General features: G+C 72.0%; 17 protein-coding genes. 12 read left to right on the top strand and 5 right to left on the bottom strand.

Going from position 1 to position 22,068, the window contains the following annotated elements; all coding sequences use genetic code 11:
- The 5 genes from hypF to ACIBBB_RS07805 all read left to right on the top strand — a co-directional run bounded on the left by hypF (position 1) and on the right by ACIBBB_RS07805 (position 5,878).
- Positions 1-2,583 (top strand): carbamoyltransferase HypF, encoded by a 2,583-nt coding sequence (gene hypF / locus ACIBBB_RS07825; protein ID WP_398979848.1) that lies wholly within the window; start codon positions 1-3, stop codon positions 2,581-2,583.
- 43 nt (positions 2,584-2,626) lie between these two features.
- Complete coding sequence (locus tag ACIBBB_RS07820; protein WP_398979846.1) at positions 2,627-2,923, top strand: HypC/HybG/HupF family hydrogenase formation chaperone; 297 nt, start codon at positions 2,627-2,629, stop codon at positions 2,921-2,923.
- Positions 2,920-4,023, top strand: coding sequence for a hydrogenase formation protein HypD (gene hypD, locus ACIBBB_RS07815; RefSeq protein ID WP_398979844.1), 1,104 nt, complete (start codon positions 2,920-2,922; stop codon positions 4,021-4,023). Before ACIBBB_RS07820 ends, hypD begins: the two co-directional genes overlap by 4 nt.
- 128 nt (positions 4,024-4,151) lie before the next feature.
- Positions 4,152-5,144: a hydrogenase expression/formation protein HypE gene (hypE, locus tag ACIBBB_RS07810; protein WP_398980073.1), complete on the top strand. Its 993-nt coding sequence runs from the start codon at positions 4,152-4,154 to the stop codon at positions 5,142-5,144.
- An 11-nt stretch (positions 5,145-5,155) separates the two neighbouring features.
- A complete protein-coding gene (locus tag ACIBBB_RS07805) occupies positions 5,156-5,878 on the top strand; it encodes a DUF6390 family protein (protein ID WP_398979842.1) in 723 nt (240 codons plus the stop codon).
- A gap of 23 nt (positions 5,879-5,901) precedes the next feature.
- On the opposite strand, the gene bla is transcribed toward ACIBBB_RS07805, so the two are convergent.
- Positions 5,902-6,873, bottom strand: a complete 972-nt coding sequence (gene bla / locus ACIBBB_RS07800; RefSeq protein WP_398979840.1) for a class A beta-lactamase — start codon at positions 6,871-6,873, stop codon at positions 5,902-5,904.
- A 165-nt stretch (positions 6,874-7,038) separates the two neighbouring features.
- Here bla and ACIBBB_RS07795 point away from each other — a divergent pair, with 165 nt between their 5' ends.
- The 3 genes from ACIBBB_RS07795 (at position 7,039) to ACIBBB_RS07785 (ending at position 10,073) form a co-directional block, all read left to right on the top strand.
- Positions 7,039-7,992 carry a LysR family transcriptional regulator gene (locus tag ACIBBB_RS07795; RefSeq protein ID WP_398979838.1) on the top strand — a complete coding sequence of 318 codons (954 nt, stop codon included), beginning with the start codon at positions 7,039-7,041 and terminating at the stop codon, positions 7,990-7,992.
- Positions 7,989-8,921, top strand: a complete 933-nt coding sequence (locus ACIBBB_RS07790; RefSeq protein WP_398979836.1) for a serine hydrolase — start codon at positions 7,989-7,991, stop codon at positions 8,919-8,921. Before ACIBBB_RS07795 ends, ACIBBB_RS07790 begins: the two co-directional genes overlap by 4 nt.
- Positions 8,922-9,056: 135 nt before the next feature.
- A complete protein-coding gene (locus tag ACIBBB_RS07785) occupies positions 9,057-10,073 on the top strand; it encodes a hypothetical protein (protein WP_398979834.1) in 1,017 nt (338 codons plus the stop codon).
- Between the two features lie 6 nt (positions 10,074-10,079).
- Here ACIBBB_RS07785 and ACIBBB_RS07780 read toward each other — a convergent pair whose 3' ends face one another.
- The 4 genes from ACIBBB_RS07780 to ACIBBB_RS07765 form a co-directional block, all read right to left on the bottom strand.
- Positions 10,080-10,811: a beta-glucanase gene (locus ACIBBB_RS07780; protein ID WP_398979832.1), complete on the bottom strand. Its 732-nt coding sequence runs from the start codon at positions 10,809-10,811 to the stop codon at positions 10,080-10,082.
- Between the two features lie 79 nt (positions 10,812-10,890).
- Positions 10,891-13,002: a bifunctional serine/threonine-protein kinase/ABC transporter substrate-binding protein gene (locus ACIBBB_RS07775; protein ID WP_398979830.1), complete on the bottom strand. Its 2,112-nt coding sequence runs from the start codon at positions 13,000-13,002 to the stop codon at positions 10,891-10,893.
- Entirely contained in the window at positions 13,002-15,164 is a 2,163-nt protein-coding gene (locus tag ACIBBB_RS07770; protein ID WP_398979828.1) for a bifunctional serine/threonine-protein kinase/ABC transporter substrate-binding protein, read from the bottom strand. Before ACIBBB_RS07770 ends, ACIBBB_RS07775 begins: the two co-directional genes overlap by 1 nt.
- On the bottom strand, positions 15,161-16,027 hold the full coding sequence (locus ACIBBB_RS07765) for a hypothetical protein (RefSeq protein ID WP_398979826.1): 867 nt from the start codon (positions 16,025-16,027) through the stop codon (positions 15,161-15,163). Before ACIBBB_RS07765 ends, ACIBBB_RS07770 begins: the two co-directional genes overlap by 4 nt.
- A 384-nt stretch (positions 16,028-16,411) precedes the next feature.
- On the opposite strand from ACIBBB_RS07765, the gene ACIBBB_RS07760 reads away from it, so the two are divergent.
- The 4 genes from ACIBBB_RS07760 (at position 16,412) to ACIBBB_RS07745 (ending at position 22,055) form a co-directional block, all read left to right on the top strand.
- Positions 16,412-17,920 carry a PHB depolymerase family esterase gene (locus ACIBBB_RS07760; RefSeq protein ID WP_398979824.1) on the top strand — a complete coding sequence of 503 codons (1,509 nt, stop codon included), beginning with the start codon at positions 16,412-16,414 and terminating at the stop codon, positions 17,918-17,920.
- A gap of 67 nt (positions 17,921-17,987) precedes the next feature.
- On the top strand, positions 17,988-19,526 hold the full coding sequence (locus ACIBBB_RS07755; RefSeq protein ID WP_398979822.1) for a 3-hydroxybutyrate oligomer hydrolase family protein: 1,539 nt from the start codon (positions 17,988-17,990) through the stop codon (positions 19,524-19,526).
- 131 nt (positions 19,527-19,657) lie between these two features.
- Entirely contained in the window at positions 19,658-20,455 is a 798-nt protein-coding gene (locus tag ACIBBB_RS07750; RefSeq protein ID WP_398979820.1) for a 3-hydroxybutyrate dehydrogenase, read from the top strand.
- A gap of 154 nt (positions 20,456-20,609) precedes the next feature.
- Complete coding sequence (locus ACIBBB_RS07745; protein WP_398979819.1) at positions 20,610-22,055, top strand: MFS transporter; 1,446 nt, start codon at positions 20,610-20,612, stop codon at positions 22,053-22,055.
- Positions 22,056-22,068: the final 13 nt, after the last annotated feature.

The following is a 22,068-nucleotide window of genomic DNA, read 5'->3' as shown; positions in this document are numbered from 1 at the left end:
ATGTGTCTCGGCATCCCTGGGCGAGTCGTGGAGATCGTCGAGGGTTACGCGGACCAGCTCGCACTCGTCGACGTGGAGGGCGCCCGGCGCCGTATCAACGTCGGCATGCTCGACTCGCCCCCGGCCGCCGGTGACTGGGTCCTGCTGCACATGGGCTTCGCAATGGAGATCATCGACGAGGCGAAGGCGGCCGAAGCGCTGTCCGGTCTTCGGATGATGGGCAGCGGCGCAAAGGAGCCGGAGGCCGTCGAGGCCCAACAGCCCCGCGTCCGCCGCCGGTTCGAGGTGCGTGGTGTCGTCCAGGGTGTGGGCTTCCGCCCGTTCGTCTACGTCACCGCCTCCGAACTCGCGCTCACCGGTTCCGTTGCCAACACCGGCTCCGGCGTCGTCGCCGAGGTGGAGGGCGACGCCGAAGCCGTCGCGGAGTTCGGCCGCCGGCTGCGAGCCGACCCGCCCCCGCTGGCCGCCGTGGAATCCGTGACCGAGACGGACCAACCACCAGCCGGGGGAGCGGAGTTCGTCATCGCCGCCTCCAGCGCCGCCGACCGCGTCCGCACCCTGGTCTCGCCCGACACCGCGACCTGCCGGGACTGTCTGGCCGAACTGCGCGACCCGGCCGACCGCCGGTACCGCCACCCCTTCATCACCTGCACCCACTGCGGCCCGCGTTTCACGATCGTCACCGGTATGCCCTACGACCGCGCGGCGACGACCATGGCGGCGTTCGAGATGTGCGACGACTGCCGCGCGGAGTACGGCGATCCGCGCGACCGCCGCTTCCACGCCCAGCCGATCGCCTGTCACGCGTGCGGCCCGCGTCTCGAACTCGTCGGCTCGAACGGCAAGGTGGTCCGCGAAGGGGGCCGGGCACTGCGCGCGGCACGGCGGTTGCTCGCCGAGGGAAAGATCGTCGCGATCAAGGGACTCGGCGGCTACCACCTCGCTTGCGACGCCCGTGACGAGGCGGCCGTCTCCGAACTGCGGCGCCGTAAGCACCGCGGGGGCAAGCCCTTCGCCGTCATGGTCGCGAACCTCGGCGTCGCCGAAGAACTGGTGACGGTGACGGACGACGAGCGGGCGCTCCTGGCCGGCCCCCGTGCGCCGATCGTGCTGCTGCCGCGCCGTGCACCGGCCGCCGGCGCCGGCCTCGCGGCCGACGTGGCCCCCGGCAACCCGGACCTCGGTGTGCTCCTCCCGTACACCCCCCTGCATGTCCTCCTCTTCGGTATCGGCGACGACACCCCCGGCCCCGACGCGCTGGTGATGACCTCCGGCAACCGCTTCGGCGAGCCGATCGTCACCGACGACACGAAGGCGCTGACCGAACTCGCGCCGCTGGTGGACGCCTGGCTGCGGCACGACCGGCCCATCCAGGTGCCGTGCGACGACTCCGTCAGCGGGTTCGTCGCCGGCGCCGAACTGCCCGTACGCAGATCGCGCGGGTACGCCCCGCTGCCCCTCGCGCTGCCCTTCGACATCCCGCCGCTGCTCGCCGCCGGCGCCGACCTGAAGAACACCTGCGCGCTCGGCGAGGGCGGCTACGCCTGGGTCAGCCAGCACATCGGCGACATGGACGACCTCTCCACGGTCGACGCGCTGACCCGCACGGCGGCCCACCTGGGCCTGCTGACCGGGGTCGAACCCGAACAGCTCGTGGCCGACGCCCACCCCGGCTACCGCTCCGGCGCATGGGCCCGCACGCATGCCAAGGGCCGGGCGGTACGCACCGTGCAGCACCACCACGCGCACATCGCGTCCGTCCTGGGCGAGCACGGACGCGGCCCCGGTGAGCGCGTCATCGGCTTCGCCTACGACGGCACCGGCCACGGCCCCGACGGCGCGGTGTGGGGCGGCGAGACGCTGATCGCCGACTACACGTCGTACCGCAGGGCCGCGCACCTGGGTTACGTGCCGTTGGCGGGCGGTGACGCGAGCGTGCTGCGGCCGTACCGGATGGCACTCGCGCATCTGCACGCCGCCGGGATCGACTGGGACGAGAAGCTGCCCGCCGTGGCCGCGTGCCCCGACAAGGAACGCGACGTGCTGGCGCACCAGTTCGCGACGGACTTCGGCTGTGTGCCGACTTCGAGCATGGGCCGGCTCTTCGACGCGGTGGCGTCACTGGCGGGCGTACGGCACGAGGTGGCCTACGAGGCGGAGGCGGCGATCGCGCTGGAGGGCCTGGCGAGATCGGTGCCGGGCGAGGTCGCGGGAGACGCCTACGTCTTCACGCTCGCTGTGCCGACCGCGCCGGGTGCCGGTGAGCCCGTCGTCGCCGACCCCGCTCCGGTGATCCGCGCGGTGGTCCGTGACGTACGCGCGGGTGTTCCTCCGGAGCTGATCGCCGCGCGCTTCCACGCCGCCGTCGCGGCCCTCACCGTCGAGCTCGCGGAGCTGTGCCGGCACCGGACCGGGCTCGGGGTGGTCGCGCTCGGCGGCGGGGTCTTCCAGAACGCCGTCCTGCTCGAAGCGACTCAACAGGCTCTCAGCGCAAAGGACTTCACCGTCCTGCGCCCTCGCCTCCTGCCACCCAACGACGGCGGCATCGCCTTCGGCCAACTGCTGATCGCGGCGTCCGGCTGACTCCGCGTCAGATCACCCCATCCAGAGAGAAGGAAGAGGCACCATGTGTCTGGCAGTCCCCGGGCGGGTGCTCAGTACGGCCGAGGTCGACGGCGCCCTGATGGCCCAGGTCGACTTCGGCGGCGTACGCAAGGAGGTCTGCCTCCAGTACGTCCCCGACGCGGAGACCGGCGAGTACGTCGTCGTCCACGTCGGATTCGCCATCCAGCGGCTCGACGAGGAATCGGCCCTGCGGACCCTGGCGAACTTCGAGCAACTCGGGCTCCTGGAAGAGGAGTTCGGCGACGGCTTCGAACTCGCCGCCAGGCAGCGGGAATCAGTGGAAGGCACGGTCAAGTGAAGTACCTCGACGAGTTCAGCGACCCCGCTCTCGCCAAGCGGCTGGTCGACCAGATCCACGCGGCCACCACCCGCCCCTGGGCCATGATGGAGGTCTGCGGCGGCCAGACGCACTCGATCATCCGGCACGGCATCGACCAACTGCTGCCCGACGGGGTCGAGATGATCCATGGACCGGGCTGTCCGGTGTGCGTGACCCCGCTGGAGATCATCGACCGGGCGCTGGCGATCGCCGCCCGCCCAGGTGTCATCTTCTGCTCCTTCGGCGACATGCTGCGGGTGCCGGGCAGTGGGCAGGACCTGTTCTCGGTGAAGAGCGCGGGCGGTGACGTACGCGTCGTGTACTCCCCGCTCGACGCGCTGAAACTGGCCCGCGAGAACCCCGACAAGGAAGTCGTCTTCTTCGGCATCGGCTTCGAGACGACCGCCCCCGCCAACGCCATGACGGTCCATCAGGCCCGGCGGCTCGGCGTACGGAACTTCTCCCTGCTCGTCTCGCACGTGCTCGTACCGCCCGCGATCGCCGCCATCATGGAGTCCCCCACCTGCCGGGTGCAGGCGTTCCTCGCCGCCGGGCACGTGTGCAGCGTGATGGGGACCTCCGAGTACCCGCCGCTGGCGCGGAAGTACCAAGTCCCCGTCGTCGTCACCGGATTCGAACCTCTCGACATCCTCGAAGGTGTCCGCCGCACGGTCCTCCAGCTCGAACAGGGCCGCCACGAGGTGGAGAACGCCTACCCCCGCGCCGTGCGTGACGAGGGCAACCTTCCCGCCATGGAGATGCTGCGGGACGTCTTCGAGGTCACCGACCGGACATGGCGCGGCATCGGCATGATCCCGAGCAGCGGATGGCGACTCTCGGAGAAGTACGCGGAGTTCGACGCCGAACGCCGGTTCGACGTGGCCGGCATCCGTACCGCCGAGTCGTCGCTGTGCCGGTCGGGCGATGTGCTCCAGGGGCTGATCAAGCCGCACGAGTGCGCGGCCTTCGGCAAGGAGTGCACCCCCAGGAATCCGCTGGGCGCCACGATGGTGTCCTCCGAGGGCGCGTGCGCCGCGTACTTCACCTACCGCCGACTGGAACTGGTCGATGCGAAGTGACTGAGACCGAGACGACGAATCACCTTCCCGCCCCGGTGGCCGCTCCCGCGACCGTCCCCGGGGGCAACGGCCTCGACTTCGAGAGCTGGACCTGCCCCGTTCCCCTCCGCGGGACCCCGACGGTCGTCATGGGCCACGGCGGCGGCGGAGCGATGTCCGCCGAGCTGGTCGAGCACCTGTTCCTCCCCGCGTACGGCTCCGCCGCCGCACCCGAACTGGGCGACTCGGCCGTACTCACCGTCGGCGACGGCACCCGGCTCGCCTTCTCCACCGACTCGTTCGTGGTCAGACCGATGTTCTTCCCCGGCGGCTCCATCGGGGACCTCGCCGTCAACGGCACTGTCAACGACCTGGCCATGTCGGGCGCCACACCGCTCTTCATGTCGTCCGCGTTCATCGTCCAGGAAGGCACCGCGCTCACCGAACTCGGCCGGATCGCCCAGGACATGGGCGCGGCGGCGCGAGCGGCCGGGGTCAGACTGGTCACCGGCGACACCAAGGTCGTCGACAGCGGCAGCGGGGACGGCGTCTACGTCAACACCTCCGGGATCGGGGTGATCCCCGCGGGAGTCGACATCGGCCCGCGCCGGGCCATGCCCGGGGACGCCGTGCTGATCAGCGGCGACATCGGGGTGCACGGCGTGGCGGTCATGAGCTGCCGGGACGGCCTGGACTTCGGCACGACGGTCGAGAGCGACACCGCGCCGCTGCACGGTCTCGTCGCCGCGATGCTCGTCACCGGCGCCGACGTGCACGTCCTGCGCGACCCCACACGCGGTGGCGTCGCCGCCTCGCTGAACGAGATCGCCACCGCCTCGGGGGTCGGCGTCGAACTGATCGAGCGGGACCTGCCCGTACCGGACACCGTGCGCGACGCGTGCAGCCTCCTCGGGCTCGACCCGCTCCAGGTCGCGAACGAGGGCAAGCTGATCGCGATCGTCCCCGGTGACCGCTCCGACGAGGTTCTCGCGGCCCTCCAGGCGCATCCCCTGGGCGGCGCGGCCCGCCGGATCGGCACCTGCGTACCCGACCATCCCGGCATGGTGGTGGCCAGAACCGGGCTCGGCGGCTCGCGGGTCGTCCCTCTCCCCGTCGGCGAACAGCTCCCGAGAATCTGCTGAATGAGCGAGCGATGAGCGAGCGCGGCGCGATCCTCTTCGCGCGGTACGCCTACCCGCCCAACGAACTCGGCTACTGCGGCCCGGCGGACTCCGCCGCGCTGCTGCGCCCGGCCGACCCCGAGGGCATCGAGCGCGGCGCCCGGCAGTTCGACGGCGCCTGGTGCTATCTCGAATTCCTCGCCGAGACGGCCGGCCTCGACGACCCGCTCGACGAGCGCGTGGTCGAGGCGTACTGGATCGGCAACGATCTCCTCGACCGGGCCGACCCGGCGGCCCTGCTGGCCCGTATGCGTGACCGCTTCCGCGGCCAGCTGGGCGGCACCTGGCGTGACGCCTCCGACCGCGCCCTCGCCCACCACAGCTTCCAGGTCTTCGACGTCTACCCCTGGGCGGAGTTGCTGCGCGCCTCGGGTCATCCGACGGCGCTTTCGGTCCTCGACCGGTGCCGTATCCGGACGGGCGTCGTCCGCTCGGTCTGGGGCGAGTCGGCCACGGTCGAGTCGCGCCCGCTGACCTGGACGGGTACGGCCCTGATGCCGGGACCGCCCCGCGAGGAGACCGTCCGCTGGTCGACGGGAGGCCGGTCCCTGATCACGGGGCTCGCTCCCGGCGACCTCGTGGCGCTGCACTGGGACTGGGTGTGCGACGTGCTGACCCAGACCCAGGCGGCGCGCGTCGAGTCGACGGAGGCGCGCCGGCTCGCGGTGCTGGAGTGTGTGTCCGCGACGGGGTGATTCGCCGAGGGGCGCGGTCCGCTCTACGCGAAGGCGTCGAGGGTGACCTCGGCGGCCTCGGCGATGAGGGCGTCGTCGGGCTCGGCGTCCTTGAAGTCGCGGCGGGACAGGACGGCGATGGCGATCGGGTCCGCCTTGGGCGGCCAGACGATGGCGATGTCGTTGCGGGTGCCGTAGCCGCCGGTGCCGGTCTTGTCACCGACCTGCCAGCCCTTGGGGGCGCCCGCGCGGATGACCGTGTCGCCGGTGGTGTTGCGCTTGAGCCAGTCCGTCAGCACGGCCCGTTTGCCGGTGGGGAGGACGTCCCCGAGGACATACGTACGCAGGTCGGTGGCCAGCGCGCGGGCGGTGCTGGTGTCGCGGAGATCGCCGGGGACTGCGTCGCTGAGCTCGACCTCGTAGCGGTCGCACCGGGTGACGCGGTCGCCGATCCCGACGAGCGCCTTTTCGAGGCCCTTCGGGCCGCCGAGTTCGTCGAAGAGCACGTTGGCCGCACCGTTGTCGCTGTAGCGGACCGTTGCGTCGCACAGTTCGCGCAAGGTCAGCCCCGTGGCGAGATGCCGTTCGGTGATCGGCGAATGACCTTCGAGGGAGTCGCGGTCGTACCGGACCAGGCGGTCGAGTTCTCTGAGGGAGTTCTTCTCCAGCATCACGGCGGCGAGCAGCGCCTTGCAGGTGGAGGCGTACGCGAAGCGTTCGTCGGGCCGGTGGGTGATGGACCGGCCGCTGCCGGTGTCGATCGCGTAGACGCCGAGCCGGGCGTCGAACTTCCGCTCCAGCCCGGCGAACGCCCGCGCCGGCTGGGGGTCGGTCTTGGACGAGGCCCCCGACCGGGCCGGGGCCGACTTCGAGGGGGTGGAGTCGGAACGGGACACAGACCCGTCGTCGGAGGAGCCACCGCCGCAGCCGGCGAGAGGGATCGTGGCGAGGCCGGTGAGGGTGGCGAGTGCGGCACGGCGGGGGACCTGGATACGGGTGCGGGTACGGCTGGACATACGGTGGCGGCTTTCCTTCCAGGGGCGGTCTGATCGGACCCTTCACGTGGGGGTACGGGCCTGGGGCCCGCACCTCCTTCGACCCGAGGAGATCAACGCCCGCCCGTTCACGTCCAAGACCGGTATCGCTCATGGATCGATCAATCATCGGTATGATTGCTGGTCGTGGACCTGATACGACACCTCCAGTGCTTTGTGGCTGTAGCGGAAGAGTTACATTTCGGCCGCGCCGCCCAGCGACTCGGTGTCGCCCAGCCACCCCTGTCGCAGCGCATCCAGCGGCTGGAGCGGGAGTTGGGCGTACGTCTCTTCGAGCGCTCAAGCAGGCAGGTCACGATCACCAAGGGAGGCGCGCTCCTTCTGGACGAGGCACGCCAGTTGCTCGCCCACTCCGAGGCGCTGATGGCCACCGCCCGCCGTATCCAGGACGGTCACAGCGGGCTGCTGCGCGCCGCGCTGCCGCCCGACATCACGGGGGAGACCGTGGCCGCGATCCTGGCCGGATTCCAGGAGCGGGAAGGGGGAGTGGAACTGGAACTGCACGAGCTCGGGACCTCCGAGCAGCTCGCCCGGCTCGCCTCGCACGAACTCGACGTCGGGCTCATCCACCACCCCTGCGACGTGTCCGGCCTGGAGCTGGGCCCCGTCCTGCGCCATGAACTCGGCGTCCTGCTGCCCCACGACGCCCCTGAGGCGCGCCTCGAAACGGTCCCGCTCGCCGCGCTCACCGGATACGACCTGATCCTCTTCCCCCGCGCCCACGCGCCCGCCGTCCACGACGACCTCCTGACCACCTGCGCGCGGCACGGCTACACCCCCGCCGCAGTCCGGCACGGCCAGGGCCCGAGCTTCATACGCGGCCTGCTGCTGTCCAGCCGCGCCGTCGCCTTCGGACCGCGCGACGCCCACCACGCCGGGGACCCGGGCCTCAGCTGGCGCCCGCTGAGCGGCGCCCCGCTGGCCTGGCGCCACTCGGCCGCCTGGCCCAAGGGGCGGGGCGACGCCGCCGTACGGGCCTTCGCCGACACCGTCACCGACGCCCTGGGCCGTACTGCCGCCGGCCCCGACCTGTCCACCGGTCCGCTGCATCTGCGCCCGGCGGCGGAGTACTGGATATGACCGAGCCCCCCGCCCGCACCCACCCACGCGACCGGATCCGCGCCGCCTTCGCCGAAGCCGGTGTCACCGGCTGGCTGCACGCCGTGGACATCGACTCAGGCGCCCAGATCGACGTGGGCGCGGACCAGCCCGTGGTGACCGCGAGCGTCCACAAGCTTCCTCTGCTCGTCACGCTCCATCAGCACGCGGAGGCGGGGCACTTGGCCCTGACGGACCAGGCCGATGCACCGGCCGAAGGCCGTACGGCGGGACCCACGGGGCTTTCCGCCATGCTCGACCCGGCACGTCTCTCGCTGCGCGACGCGGCCTATCTGATGATGGCCGTCAGCGACAACACCGCCGCCGAACTCCTCCTGGAACGCGTCGGCCTCGACGCCGTCAACGACACCACCGAGCGTCTGGGACTCACCCGTACCCACGCCGTCCAGACCTTCCGCGAGTTCATCGCGGGCATCAGGGAGGACGCCGGGCACGGCGGCTCGCAGGCGCTGGCGGACCCCCAGGTCCTCGCCCGCCTGCGCGCGCTCGACCCGGCCCGCACCAACCGCAGCACCGCACGTGACATGACCCGCCTGCTCGGCGCGATCTGGCGCGACGAGGCGTGCGGCCCCGAGCACAGCGCGGCCGTCCGCCGCCTGCTGGGTCTCCAGGTGTGGCCCCACCGGCTGGCATCCGGCTTCCCCTTCGACGAGGTGCACGTCGCGGGCAAGACCGGCAGCGCGCCCACCCTTCGTAACGAGGTCGGCGTCATCGAATACCCCGACCGCGGCCGCTACGCCGTCGCGGTCTTCACCCGCGCGGCCAGCCCGGCCGCCGCCCTGCCGGCGGCCGACGCAGTCATCGGTACCGCGGCGCGCCTCGCGATCGACGCGCTGCGCAGCCCCGATCCGCGTTCGGCGGGCGGTCCCCGGAAGCGGCCAAGTTCGTAGCGTGGCGCGACTTGGACGGTGGAGGGCTGGTTCTCGTCGTCTACTCGGGGAGGTGGCCGTTGGTGCGGTAGTACTAGTCTCATCGGCGATGCTGGATGTCCGTCGTACGACTGGGAAGCACTGAGCGGGGCGGTTGTGGAAGAGCACCGAGCAGACGGCGATGCCGAGCGGGAGGAGGCCCCCCGCGACGACCAGTCGGACCTGAGCGACCGGCTCGGCCGGCTGGAGCGGGTGGTCGCCGGGATGGCGGCGGAGGCGTCGGAGCGCGGCAGGGCTTCGGAGGCGCCGACGGAGTCGCGGGCGCCCGGCAACCCGGCGCCTGACGCGGCACGTGCCGCGGCAGATGACGAACGGGCGGCGGGCGAGGGCGAGTTGGAGAAGCCCGAGACCGCGGAGAGGTCCGTGGCGGGTGGTTCCGGGGGCGAAGACGCCGGCGAGTCACCGAGTCCGGCGGAGCCGGGACCTTCCGTGGCCGCGACGGTTGAGATCGAGGCCCTGCCCGCGCTGTCGGCGGAGCCCGGTCCGTCCGTAGCGGCGGCGGCCGATTCCTCCGCCGCGCCCGCCAGACCCCCGGAGTCGGGTCCGGCCCTCGGGTACGACGCGTCGCTGCCGTACGACGACACGCCCCACTCTCCCCCGAAGCGCCGTCGGCGGATCGGGTGGGTTCTGGCCGGCGCGGGTGTCTGTTGTGCCGTCGTGCTCGGGGGCGCGGTGATCGGCGGCGGCTCGCCGCCGCCCTGGCTCTCCATACCCGGGGTCACCGAGAGCGACGACCGGGATCCGGCGAACACCTCGCCCGCTCCCGCGGATTCGGTTTCGGGGGCGCCGGAGGCCGGGCAGGGGCAGAGCGGTGAACCGGAGCCGGGCGAGACCCCGCGGAGCGGGGAAGCCGCGGAGCCCTCGGCCGGGGCGCGGTCCGGTGGCAGTGGCTCACCCGAACCGCTCCCCACGGAGAGCGGCGCCGTATCGCCGTCCGCGACGTCGGGCAGCCCGAGCGCCCCGGAGACCACGACCCCGCAGTCACCCAGCGCCGGCACGAGCAGCGCCGGTGCGGGTACCGGCACACCGACACCGTCCGGCGAGTCGAGCGAACCCCCACCGGACGACGACGACCCGCTCGGCGGACTTCTCGGCGGCCTCTTCGGCGACTGACCTGAATCAGGGGCGGTACACGAGGAGTTCGGCCACCTCGTAGGACATCTCCCTCGTGGCCGGTTCCGGGCGGGGGTGGTAACGGCCCGCGCAGACCGAGAGGTTCACGATCAGGTGGGCCCGCCAGTCCCGGCCCACGCCCTTGCCGTCGGCGAAGGCGCGGGTGCCGTTGATGTGCCAGTCGACCGAGCGGGCGCCGAGGCGGACCTCGAAGTCCACCCAGGCGCCCGGGTGGATCGACCGGTCGCGGTAGTAGCGCCCGCCGCCGTTCACATGGTTCGACAGCTCCAGGAGATCCGGGTTGTCCGGGTGGTACTCGAACACGTCGATCTCGTTGCCGCCGTCCAGCCAGGTCCAGATCGCCGGCCAGGCCCCCAGCTCGTGGGGGAGGCGGACGCGGGCTTCGAGGATGTCGCCCGTGCGGACCATGAAGTCGTCCACGCTGCCCTCGGTGGTCAACAGCCCGGTGTACCAGGTGCCTTGGGGCCTGCGCGTGGCGCGGAAGACACCGCTTCGGCTGTACGCGGGGTCCGGGGTGAGGTAGTCGAGTTTGTCGTCGTCCGGGTTGGTCGGGCCGCCGCCGGGATAGGCCCAGGAGCGGCCTGCCACCCATTGGTCCTCCGACGAGAAGTCGGCCGTGAACACCGGCCGGCCGTAGGGGGAGAGGGAGTTCGCGGACTCGTCCGCCGTACCTGAGGATCCGCACATGACGTAGACCGCCTCGATCTCGCACAGCACCGCCCCGCACCAGGCATACGTACCAATGGCGTCGGCCGACGAAACGCCATAAAAGACCGCACACTTACTCGACCACGTCCTACCGGTCCAGAAAGCGGAAGCTCTGGTCGTCCGCCTGGAACAGGAAGTACATGGGCACCGCCGGCACCAGGGCGTTCGTGCCGTCCGTGGAGAAGTTGAGAGTCTTGGCGATCCCCTTGTACGCGCCGTACCCGGCGTCGAACAGACGCTGGGCCACGGCGCCCGGTTCGATGTCGGCCGTCCCGCCCAGATTACTGAGGGTGCCGGACACGCTGCCCGGGTCGGTGAAGGGGGTGGCGAACACCCAGCCCCTGCCCGCGCCTCCGGCCTGCTGGAGGAAGACCGGGCTCATGCTGGGCCAGATGCCCAGGCACGGTCCGGTGAAGCGCGCCTCGGCGAGTGCGCGGGCGCAGCGTGCGGCGCGCTCGGGCTGTGTGCCGCTGAAGACGACGGCCTGAGCCTTCGCTGCGAGGGCCTTGCCCACGGCGGCAGCGAAGTCGTCGCTGCCGGCGGCGACGGGGTGGACGCTTGTCTCGCCCTCGCCGGGCGGCGACAGCGCGAGCCCATTGATGAGGTCCAAGCCGGTTCGGCCCGCAGTCTTGTCGTCGATGAGGGCGGTGCGGGCGACCTTCGGCAGAGAGGCCAGATACGACGCCAGTGGCAGGGCCAGGGACGATTCGGGGCCCCGGGTGACGCGCAGCGTGGTCAAGTTCAGTTCGGACCCGGTGAGTTCGGCGCCGTCCGCGGAGATCAGCACCATCGGCGTGCGCGCCTCCTGGTAGACCGGCGCGGCGGCGAGCGCCGCGTCAGCCGTGCCGAGGCCGAGGACCGCGCTCACCCCGGCCTCGGTAAAACGCCGGGCCACCTCCTCGGCACGGGCCGGACCGCCCCCGTCGTCAAGGGTGTTGAGGGCGAGGCGGAAGGTGATCCCCGGGCGTTCGTTGTGCTGTTCCACGGCGAGCCGCGCCGCGCGCTCCTGCGCCACGCCGTCCGCCTTCTCCGTGCCGCTCAGGTCGGCCTGGAAGCCGAGGGTGTGTACGGGAAGGCCGCCGCCCGAGCCCCCGCCGGCGCCCCCTCGCCCAGCCCTCAGATACGCGGTGACTCCGCCGCCGACGGCGACCGCGGAAGCCGCCGCGCCCCCCATCAGCAGAACACGCCGCCGGGTCGGCGGGCGGGCGTCCCGTGGACCCGAGGACGCCGAGGGAGCGGCGGTCGGGGCGTCGTCGTCCGTCTCCGGCCGTGGCTCGCGCCGGGGGGTGGGCACGTCCAGCGCCCGCGCGGAGCGTTCGGCGACCACGCGCAGCAGCGCGGCCGGCAGCCGGCCCACGTCCGGGCCTTCGGCGATGTCCCGTGCGAGCGAGACCCGTGGGTCGTCGAGCGTGGCCGCGACCTCCCTGACCGTCGGCCGCCCGGCCGGGTCCTTCGCCAGGCACGCCCGGATCAGTGCCTGTAGTTCGCCGGGCACCTCCGTCAGGTCGGGCTCCTCGTGCACCGTACGGAAGAGGACCCCCGCCGCGTTCCCGCCGCCGAAGGGGCGCCGGCCGGAGGCCGCGTACGCCAGCACGCAGCCCAGCGAGAAGACATCGCTCGCCGGTCCGACCTCCCCCGCGCGGGCCTGTGCCTGCTCCGGCGCGAGGAAGCCGGGCGTTCCGACAACCGCGTCGGGTGCGGTGAGCGCGGTGGCGCCCCCGGCATAGGCGATACCGAAATCGATGAGGCGGGGGCCGTCGAGGGCGAGGAGTACGTTGCCCGGTTTCACGTCGCGGTGCACAAGTCCCGCGTCGTGTACGGCGGTCAGCGCCTCGGCCAGCCGGGATCCCAGGGTCCGCACGGCGGCGACGGGCAGCACGCCGAAGCCGTCGACGGCCTCGACCAGCGAGGGTCCGGGTACGAACTCCGTGGCCAGCCACGGCTCCCGGGCCTCCGTGTCGGCTGCCACGACCGGCACGAGCCAGCGCCCGGTCAGAGCGCGGACCGCCGCCACCTCGCGCCGGAACCGGGTGCGGAAGGCGGGGTCCGCCGCGTGCTGGGCGTGGATCGTCTTGAGCGCGACGAGCGCCCCGCCCCCCGTACGGGCGAGGTGGACGACGCCCATGCCGCCCGAGCCGAGCCGGGCGAGCAGCCGGTGCCCGCCGATGGACTCGGGGTCCTCGGCCGCCAGGGGGCGCATCAGACGCCGACCTTGCCCGCGTAGGAGTACCGGCCGCCCTTCACCTCGTACCGGAAGATCTCGTAACTCTCCAGCCAGCGGTACTTCTTGTCGAAGGCGTACGTCCGGACGACGCCCTTGTACCTGTCCTTCATCAGCAGGTCGAACAGCTCCTTCTGCGAAGGCCGGCCGCCGGCCTCGGTGAGTCGGGCGATGACCATGCGGGCGACGTCGTACGCCTCGGCCGCCCAGTACGGAGGCGCGGAGCCGTAGCGCTTCCGGTAGGCGGTGGCGAAGGCGCGGACGGGGGAGGCCGACGGGTCTATGTACGGCGCGAAGATCTGCCAGCCGTCGGCGGCCGCGCCCGCGGCGGTCAGGAACTCCTTGTCCGCCGCCGGATAGCCGAGCACGCGCGGGCCGTCGAAGTCCGTCGCCGCGAGAGCGCGTGCGACGGCGGCGGCGCGGGTGGGGGTGCCGGTGAAGACGAAGGCGTCGGGCTTTCTCGCGACCATTTCGGCGACCACCGGCGTGAGGTCCTCGGCCAGCCGTGGTGCGACGCGCGGCTCGCCGGCGATCTTGAGGACGCCGAGGTTCTGGAACATCGTGTTGCCGAGCTGCCAGGCCGGCATGCCGCCGCCGCGGTCGATCAGTACGCCCACGCGCCGGGCGCCCTGCGTCCGGAGGGAGAAGGCGGCCGTCGCGGGCAGATGCGTGTAGGAGGGGACGGCCTGGAGGAAGTGGCGTGGGTCGGAGGTGCCGTACTGGCTCTGCGCGGAGGAGGCCGTGAGCTGGGGGACCTGCCGTTCGTCGTAGCCCCCGAGGCTCGCCCCGGTGGTCGCGTCCCCTGTCGAACCGATGACAGCGAGCAGATCGCGGTCCGCGGCGAGAGTACGCGCCACCTCGGCCGCGCGGGTCGCGTCACCCTGGTCGTCGACCGACTTGAGGGTGAGGGTGAAGGGCTTGTCCTTGCGGGAGTTGAACTCCTCCACGGCCAGCCGTATCCCGCGTTCCTGGCCCTGTCCGACAGCTTTCTGAGGGCCCGTCAGGTCGGCCTGGACACCCAGGACCCAACGGCGCTCGCGGGGCGGGGCGGCGGCCGGTGCCGTGTCGTCGTCGCGCTGAGCGGCCCAGAGGGCGCCGCCGCCACCGGCGGCCAGCAGGGCCGCGCCACCGAGCAGCAGGAAACGGCGGCGGCCGGTGGCTCGTGGCGCCGGCACCGCGTCAGCGGGAACGTCCGCCGGCTGTGCGCCGTCGGGCTGTCCCTCCGCCCCGGCGTCGAGGGCCGTCGCCCCGATGTCCGGGAGGGCGAGCATCGCGGCGGAACGGTCCGCGATGAGCCGTACCACCGCGTCGGGCAGCCAGTCGACGGAGTCCTCGCGTGTCTCCTCGACCAGCGTCTCGTCCACCTCGCGGGCGGTGGGCCGGTCGTCCGGGTCCTTGGCGAGGCAGCGCTCCAGGAGGCCGCGCGTGTCGTCGGGGACGCCGTCAAGATCGGGTTCGTCGTGCACCGTGCGGTAGAGGAGGGCGTCCACGGCGCCGGTCCCGAAGGGCGGGCGACCGGTGACCGCGTAGGCCAGGAGACAGCCGAGGGCGAAGACATCGCCGGCGGGCGAGGCGGGCCGGGCACGCGCCTGTTCCGGAGCGAGGAAGCCGGGGGTGCCGATGACCATGTCGGCAGAGGTGAGCGCGGTCTCCTCGGTGGCGTGGGCGATGCCGAAGTCGATGAGGCGGGGGCCGTCGACGGTGAGCAGCACATTGCCGGGTTTGACGTCACGGTGCACAAGCCCGGCCTCGTGCACCGTGGTCAGGGCGCGGGCCAGCATCCGGCCGAGGATACGAACACCGCGCGACGGCAGCGGGCCGCAGGCCGCGACGGCCTCGGCGAGCGAGGGGCCGGGAACGAACGCGGTGGCGAGCCAGGGCGCGGACGCGTCCGGGTCGGCGCCGGTGACGGACACGGCCCAGGGGCTGACCACGCGCCGGGCGGCGGTGACCTCACGCCGGAAGCGGGCGCGGAACTCGGGCTGGTCGGCGTACTGGGGGAGGATGACCTTGACGGCGGCCAGCTCACCCGACTCGGCGCGGCCGAGATAGACGACGCCCATGCCGCCTGCGCCCAGCCGGGCGAGCAGCCGGTGACCCCCGATGCGCGCCGGGTCGTTGGGGGTGAGCTTCTCGGTCATCGGCGGTTGCCCCTCGTATCGCCCTTGGCGTCACCCTTCGAGTCGGCACCCGGCTCCGACGGGTTCCGCTCGATCGCGGCCCTGAGGCGTGAGCGCATGCCGACGTGCGGATCCCTCAGCCGGTCGAACAGGTCGGCCTGGGACCAGCCGTTGGCGCCCTTGGCGGAGACGGCGAGGGTGAACTGGCCGATCCGGGTCTGCTCCCAGATGTACGGGTTGGTGCCACCCGTTCCCTTCTCGGTACTCGTGTAAGTGCCGAGCTCGGTGAGGGAGTCCTCGGCGAACTCGTTCCCGGACTCGCCGAAGGAGGCGGGGACGTTCCTCAGGTCCGTGATCAACTCGTCGGAGCGCGGCATCTGTTCGGGGCAGCGCATCATTTCCTCAAGGACCTCGGCGTTCTCCCAGTCGGCCTGCTCGGGAGTGCGGTGCACCGTGACGACGGCGCTCAGCCGGAGCGGGCCCTTGCCACCGCTCGCCGGTACCTCGTAGGAGCGCGTCAGCGTGGCGAGGACGTCCTTCGGGAGCGCCCGCTGCTCCCAGACGCAGTCCTCGCCCAGGACCGGCCAGCGCCGGGGGTCGCTCTCGTACGGGCTCCGGCGTACGGCGCCGGGGCCGAAGTCGGTGGGGCCCGGGAGGAGGTCCCGGATCAGGACGGCCGCCTGCGTCCGCGTGTTCGGGAGCCGGGCGGGGGAGATGTCGACGACCTCGGTCGGAGAAGTCGGGGAAGGGGATGTGGTCGCCGAGGCGCCGTTCTTCTTCGCCGACGCCGATTCCCGCGGTTCGTCGCCTCCGTCCGAGGTGCAACCGGCGAGTGCGACGCACACCCCGACGGCACAGCCAAGGCGCGCCACCCGGCCTGTCACGACCACGAGTCCCCCATACGATCCATCCGCTGACATGCGTCTTGGGCGATCCTAGGCAGCAACGTGCGGGTGGCCTCGTCCGGTTGACGATCTCGTGGCAGAGCCGTACCCCATCTGTCACAGACGGTGCCTGAACACCGCCTGAGCGGTGGGTGGTTGAGGACCAGGTGCCGTGCCGGCCGTCGCGCGCCGGGCGGGATTTGTCAGACACGGCCTAGCACTGTGCCGCGCTCCCCGCAACAGTTGGTGGCCCCCCTGTGGCAGCCGGGTTGTGGAGCGGCGCCACATTCCGTGACGGACCGCGCGCTCCTACTGTGACCGCACCCCACTCCGGCCACCGTCCTTCCTGAGGGACGCGGCCGGGCCCTGTCGCCGGAGGTCACGTTGTCCCACGTATCGCCGTCCCGTACGGATCAGCCGACACCCACCCACGTACGACGGCGCGGACGCCTGCGTCGCGTCCTCGGGCGCGTCGCCGCCGCCCTCGCCCTGGCCACCGGAATCGCGCTGCTCCCGCCCGCGCCCGAGGCGCGGGCGGCCGTCGCCCTTGAGCGGGTGACGAGTTTCGGGGCCAACCCCGGCGGCCTGAACATGTACGTCCACCGGCCCTCGTCCCTGCCGGCGAACGCGCCCGTCGTGGTCGCGCTCCACGGCTGCACACAGTCCGCCCAGATCTACGCGGACAACTCGGGCCTCACCACCTACGCCGACCGGCAGGGCTTCCTGCTGGTCTTCGCCGAGACGACGTCCCTCAACAACGCCAACAAGTGCTTCAACTGGTTCCAGGCCGCCGACATCCGGCGCGGCCAGGGCGAGGCCGCGTCCATCCGGCAGATGGTCGCCCACGCCGTGTCGTCCTACGGCGCCGACGCCGGCCGGGTCAATGTCACCGGACTGTCGGCGGGCGGTGCCATGACGGCGGTCATGCTCGCCGCGTACCCCGACGTCTTCAAGGCCGGGGCGGTGATGGCCGGACTGCCCTACGAGTGCGCCACGGACGTCCTCGCGGCCTTCACCTGTATGAGCCCCGGCGTCGACCGTACGCCCCAGGACTGGGCGCAGCGCGCACGGAACGCCCACCCCGGCTACGCCGGTCCTTGGCCCAGGGTCTCCGTGTGGCAGGGCGACAACGATCCCACCGTCGTCCCGAGGAACGCGGACGAACTACGGGACCAGTGGACCCAGGTGCACGGCCTCGACCAGACACCCGACCGCGGCTCCACCATCGGCCCCAACGGCACGCGCCGGGACGAGTATCTGGCCCCGGACGGCACCGTCGCCGTCGAGGTCAACCGCGTGCCGAACATCGGTCACGGCACGCCCGTCGACCCCGGCACCGGCGCCGAACAGTGCGGGGCGACCGGCACCGCCCACTTCATCGACTCGATCTGCTCAAGCCACTGGGTCACCCGCTTCTTCGGACTCGACACGTCCGCGCCGGACCCCGGTGGCCTGCCCGCCCCGGCCGGGCTGCGGTCCACGGGCGTGACCGGCTCCTCCATCGCGCTGGAGTGGGAGCCGGTGGCCGGCGCGACCGGCTACGCGGTCTACCGAGGCGGTACGCGAGTGGGCCGGCCGGCCGACGCCCGGTACACCGACAGCGGTCTGGGCGCCGGGACCACGCACACGTACAGCGTGGCGGCGCATGGCGCCGACGGTCTCGAAGGCGCCCGCTCGGCGCAGGTCACGGCCGGTACCACCGGGGCGACGGCGACCTGCTGGACGTCGAGCAACTACGAGCATGTGCGGTCCGGACGGGCGACCACCGGCGGGGGATACGTGTACGCCAAGGGCTCGAACCAGAACATGGGCCTCAACAACACGTTCGTCATCCGCACGCTGAAGGAGTCCCCGACGGGTTATTACGTCCTCGCCGATGCTCGGTGTCCCTGACAGGCGGGTAGCGTCCCGCCGCCCTGTACGTGTCGCGTGTCGTGTCCTTACAACGGAGTGATGGCCCATGCCAGTTGTCCCGCAGAACGTCCCACCCGCCTCGACGGCCGGACCCGTCCGGGCAGTTCGGCGCGTACGGCCCGTCGCCCGTCGCCCGCGCGCCGCTTCCGTCGCCGTGGCGGCCGTGATGGCGGCGGTCTCCGCCCCCGCGATCCCGGCCTCCGCGGTCTCCGCCCCCGCGATCCCGGCCTCCGCGGTCTCCGCCCCCGCGTTCTCGTCCTCCCCTGCGGACGCCGACCGGCGGCCCGGCCACTGCGCCCGGATGGACGCGATCGACGTACCCGGCGCGGAACACCAGCGGGCCGCCTGCCTGGACGAGCTGACAACCGCCGGCACCGTCGCCTCTGGCCACACCGACGAGACCGACTGGTCGGGGCTGACCCCGAAGGATCTCGCCACCCCGAGCGGCGTGCCGGGCATCCAGATCGACGGCTACTTCCCCGACTCCTCCACCACCAACACCACCCACGGCTGGAACCACGACTCCCAGTTCGTGATCCGGCTGCCCGACCGCTGGAACGGCGGCCTTGTGATCGCCGGATCGCCCGGGGTCCGGAAGCAGTACGCCAACGACCGGGCCTTCGGCGACTGGGTGCTCTCCCGGGGCTACGCCTTCGCCGCCACCGACAAGGGCAACACCGGCGCCGCCTTCCACCGCGACGGCGCCGCGCCCGGCGACGCCCTCGCCGAATGGAACAGCCGGGTCACCCAACTCACCCTCGCGGCAAGGAAGGTGACCACCCAGCGCTATCAACGGCCCGTGGCCCGCACGCTCGCGATGGGCATGTCCAACGGCGGCTACCTGGTGCGCTGGCAGTTGGAGAACCACCCCGAGCTGTACGACGGCGGCGTCGACTGGGAGGGCACTCTCTGGCGTACACAGGACCCCAACCCCCTCACCTTCCTGCCGCCCACCCTGCGCGCCTATCCCACCTACGCGGCCGGTGGCGCGGGCGCCGGCGCGGCACACCGGGAGATCGTGGAAGCCGGATTCCCGGCCGGTTCGGAATTCCTCTGGCCGTACCACCACCAGTACTACTGGGATCTCACCCAGCGCATCTACCGCGAGGAACTGGACCCGGAGTACGACGGCGCCACCGAGGCCGGGACGCCCTTCTGCGCCCCGGGAACACCGGCCTGCGACGCCGACTACGACTACGACGCCCGGCCGGGCGCGGTCCGCAGGGCCATCGAGAAGATCGAGCTGACCGGCCGCATCGGCAAACCGCTGATCAGCTTCCACGGCACGCTCGACGTGCTGCTGCCCATCTCCAAGACCTCGGACACGTACGCGAAGATGGTGCGCCGTGAGGGCCGGGGCGCACTGCACCGCTACTACCGGGTCGAGGGCGGCACGCACGTCGACTCGCTCTTCGACACCTTCCCCGACCGGCTCCGCCCGCTTGTACCGTGTCACCGTTCCGCCGTCACCGCGCTGGAGCGCTGGCTGGACGACGGCCGCCGCCCGCCTTCGAGCCGTACGCTGCCGATGCCCGAGGGGGCGGATCCGGCCGCGCTGCTCAACCGGTGCCCGCTCGGCGGGTGAGTGCGTGATTGCGTAGAGTGGCCAACTGGCGCTCTCAGTAACGTATGTGGTGAACAGCGACACCTGATCGGTATCCACTGTGGTGAACCGTCACATGGGATGTCCGGTCAGGTGTCTCTACCGTTCCGGCCATGAAGAGCCCAAGTCACGCAGGCCCCGACCCCTCCGCACCGCGCGCGGACGGCAGGGGGCTCCAGGGTCGCACCGCGCTGGTGACCGGTGGCGGCAGCGGCATCGGACGGGCCTGCGCCGAGGCGCTCGCCGGAGCCGGGGCGCTGGTGCACATCGTCGACCGCGACGCCGACGCGGCCAAGTCGGTCGCCGCCGCGAACGGAGGCGTCAGCCACGCCGTGGACCTCGCCGACGCCGGGGCGATCGACCGGCTCCCGGCCGACGTGGACATCCTGGTCAACAACGCCGGGCTGCAGCATGTCGCCGCCATCGAGGACTTCCCGCCCGACAGGTTCGAGCTGATCCAGAAGGTGATGCTCACGGCCCCGTTCCTGCTGATGCGGCACTGCCTGCCGCACATGTACGCGGCCGGCTGGGGCCGCGTGGTCAACATCTCCAGCATGCACGGACTGCGCGCCAGCGCCTTCAAGTCCGCCTACGTCGCCGCCAAACACGGCCTGGAGGGGCTGAGCAAGGTGGCCGCTCTCGAAGGCGCGCCGCACGGCGTGACCAGCAACTGCGTCAACCCCGGCTACGTACGGACTCCGCTCGTGGAAGGGCAGATCGCCGCCCAGGCGGCGGCCCACGGAATCCCCCCGGACGAAGTCGTCAGAGACGTACTGCTGGACCGTTCCGCGATCAAACGGCTGATCGAGCCGGAGGAGGTGGCCGCGGTCTGCCTCTGGCTCTGCGGGCCCAACACCGGCTACATCACCGGCTCTTCCGTCCCCGTCGACGGCGGCTGGGGCGCCGGCTGACGGGGTCGGCGGCTGTCTCCCCGCATCCGCCGACCCCACCGCCGGCCCCCCCCGCTCGATTCCGCCGTCCGATCCGCTTCATCCCGCTCCGCCCTCGCTCCGATCCACCCGCACCCCCGTCCCTGCCCGCCCAACGAAACGCGGTGACTTCACCATGAGCGTCCCCAGCTCCCCACAACCCCGCCAGGGCAACATCGGCCGCATCGTCGCGGCCAGCCTCGTCGGCACCACCATCGAGTGGTACGACTTCTTCCTCTACGGCTCCGCCGCCGCGCTGGTCTTCAACACCCTGTTCTTCCCCAGCAGCGACCCCCTCGTCGGCACGCTCCTCGCCTTCCTCACCTACGCCGTCGGCTTCGCAGCCCGCCCCCTCGGCGGCATCGTCTTCGGTCACTACGGGGACAAGATCGGCCGCAAGAAACTCCTGGTGCTCAGCCTCCTGTTGATGGGCGGCGCCACCTTCGCCATGGGTCTGCTGCCCACCCACGCGACCATCGGAGTCGGCGCGCCGATCCTGCTGACGGTGCTGCGGCTCGTCCAGGGCTTCGCCCTCGGCGGCGAGTGGGGCGGTGCGATCCTGATCGTCTCCGAGCACGGCGGCGACAAGAGGCGCGGTTTCTGGGCTTCCTGGCCGCAGGCGGGTGCCCCCGGCGGCAACCTGCTGGCCACCGGTGTGCTGGCGCTGCTCGCCGCGATCCAGTCGGACGAGGCGTTCCTCGCCTGGGGCTGGCGCGTCCCGTTCCTGCTCTCCGGGGTGCTGGTCATGATCGGACTGTGGATCCGTATCTCGGTCGAGGAGTCGCCGGTCTTCCTGGAGGCCCAGCGGAAGGCGGCCGAGGAGGTGGCACTGGCGGCCGGGACCGCTGCCAAGGGTGGCGTCCCGGCGGTCAAGGAAGAGGCCCCCGTCGTCCAGGTGTTCCGCAAGAGCTGGCGTGAGGTACTGGTCGCGATCGGCACCAGGTTCGGCGAGAACGTCTCGTACTACATCCTCACGGCCTTCGTGCTCGTCTACGTCACCGTGCACCTGGAGCTCCCCAAGAGCGACGCCCTCAACGCGGTGCTGATCGGCTCGGCGGTGCACTTCGTCACGATCCCGTTGTGGGGCGCGCTCTCCGACAGGCTGGGCCGCCGTCCGGTCACCCAGATCGGCGCGATCGGCATGGTGGGCTGGGCGTTCGCCTTCTTCGCCCTGCTGGACACCGAGTCGTTCCCGGTCATCGCGCTCGCGGTCACGGTGGGCCTGCTGTTCCACGGTGCGATGTACGGGCCGCAGGCGGCCTTCATCTCCGAGATGTTCGACACCAAGGTCCGATACTCCGGCGCCTCGATGGGCTCCCAGCTCGCCTCGATCGTCGGTGGCGCTCTCGCACCGCTCATCGCGGTCGAACTGCTCAAGGACTACGACTCGTCCCTGCCGGTGTCCATCTATCTCAGCGCCGCCGCGCTCGTCACCGTCGTGACGGTGTGGGTGGCCAAGGAGACCCGGGGCCGCGACCTGACCAGGGACGGTTTGGTCGGTTCGATCCCCGCGCCCCCCGCACCGGTCCCGGCTGACAGTCGCGCCGAGAGCGTCAAGGACTCGGCCCGGCTCGGCGGCTGACCTCCCCCGCCCT

It is taken from the genome of Streptomyces sp. NPDC051217 (assembly GCF_044455465.1).
Lineage (GTDB): Bacteria > Actinomycetota > Actinomycetes > Streptomycetales > Streptomycetaceae > Streptomyces.
Note: the sequence above shows the minus strand (reverse complement) of the source record. Positions and strands in the feature narration are given on the sequence as shown.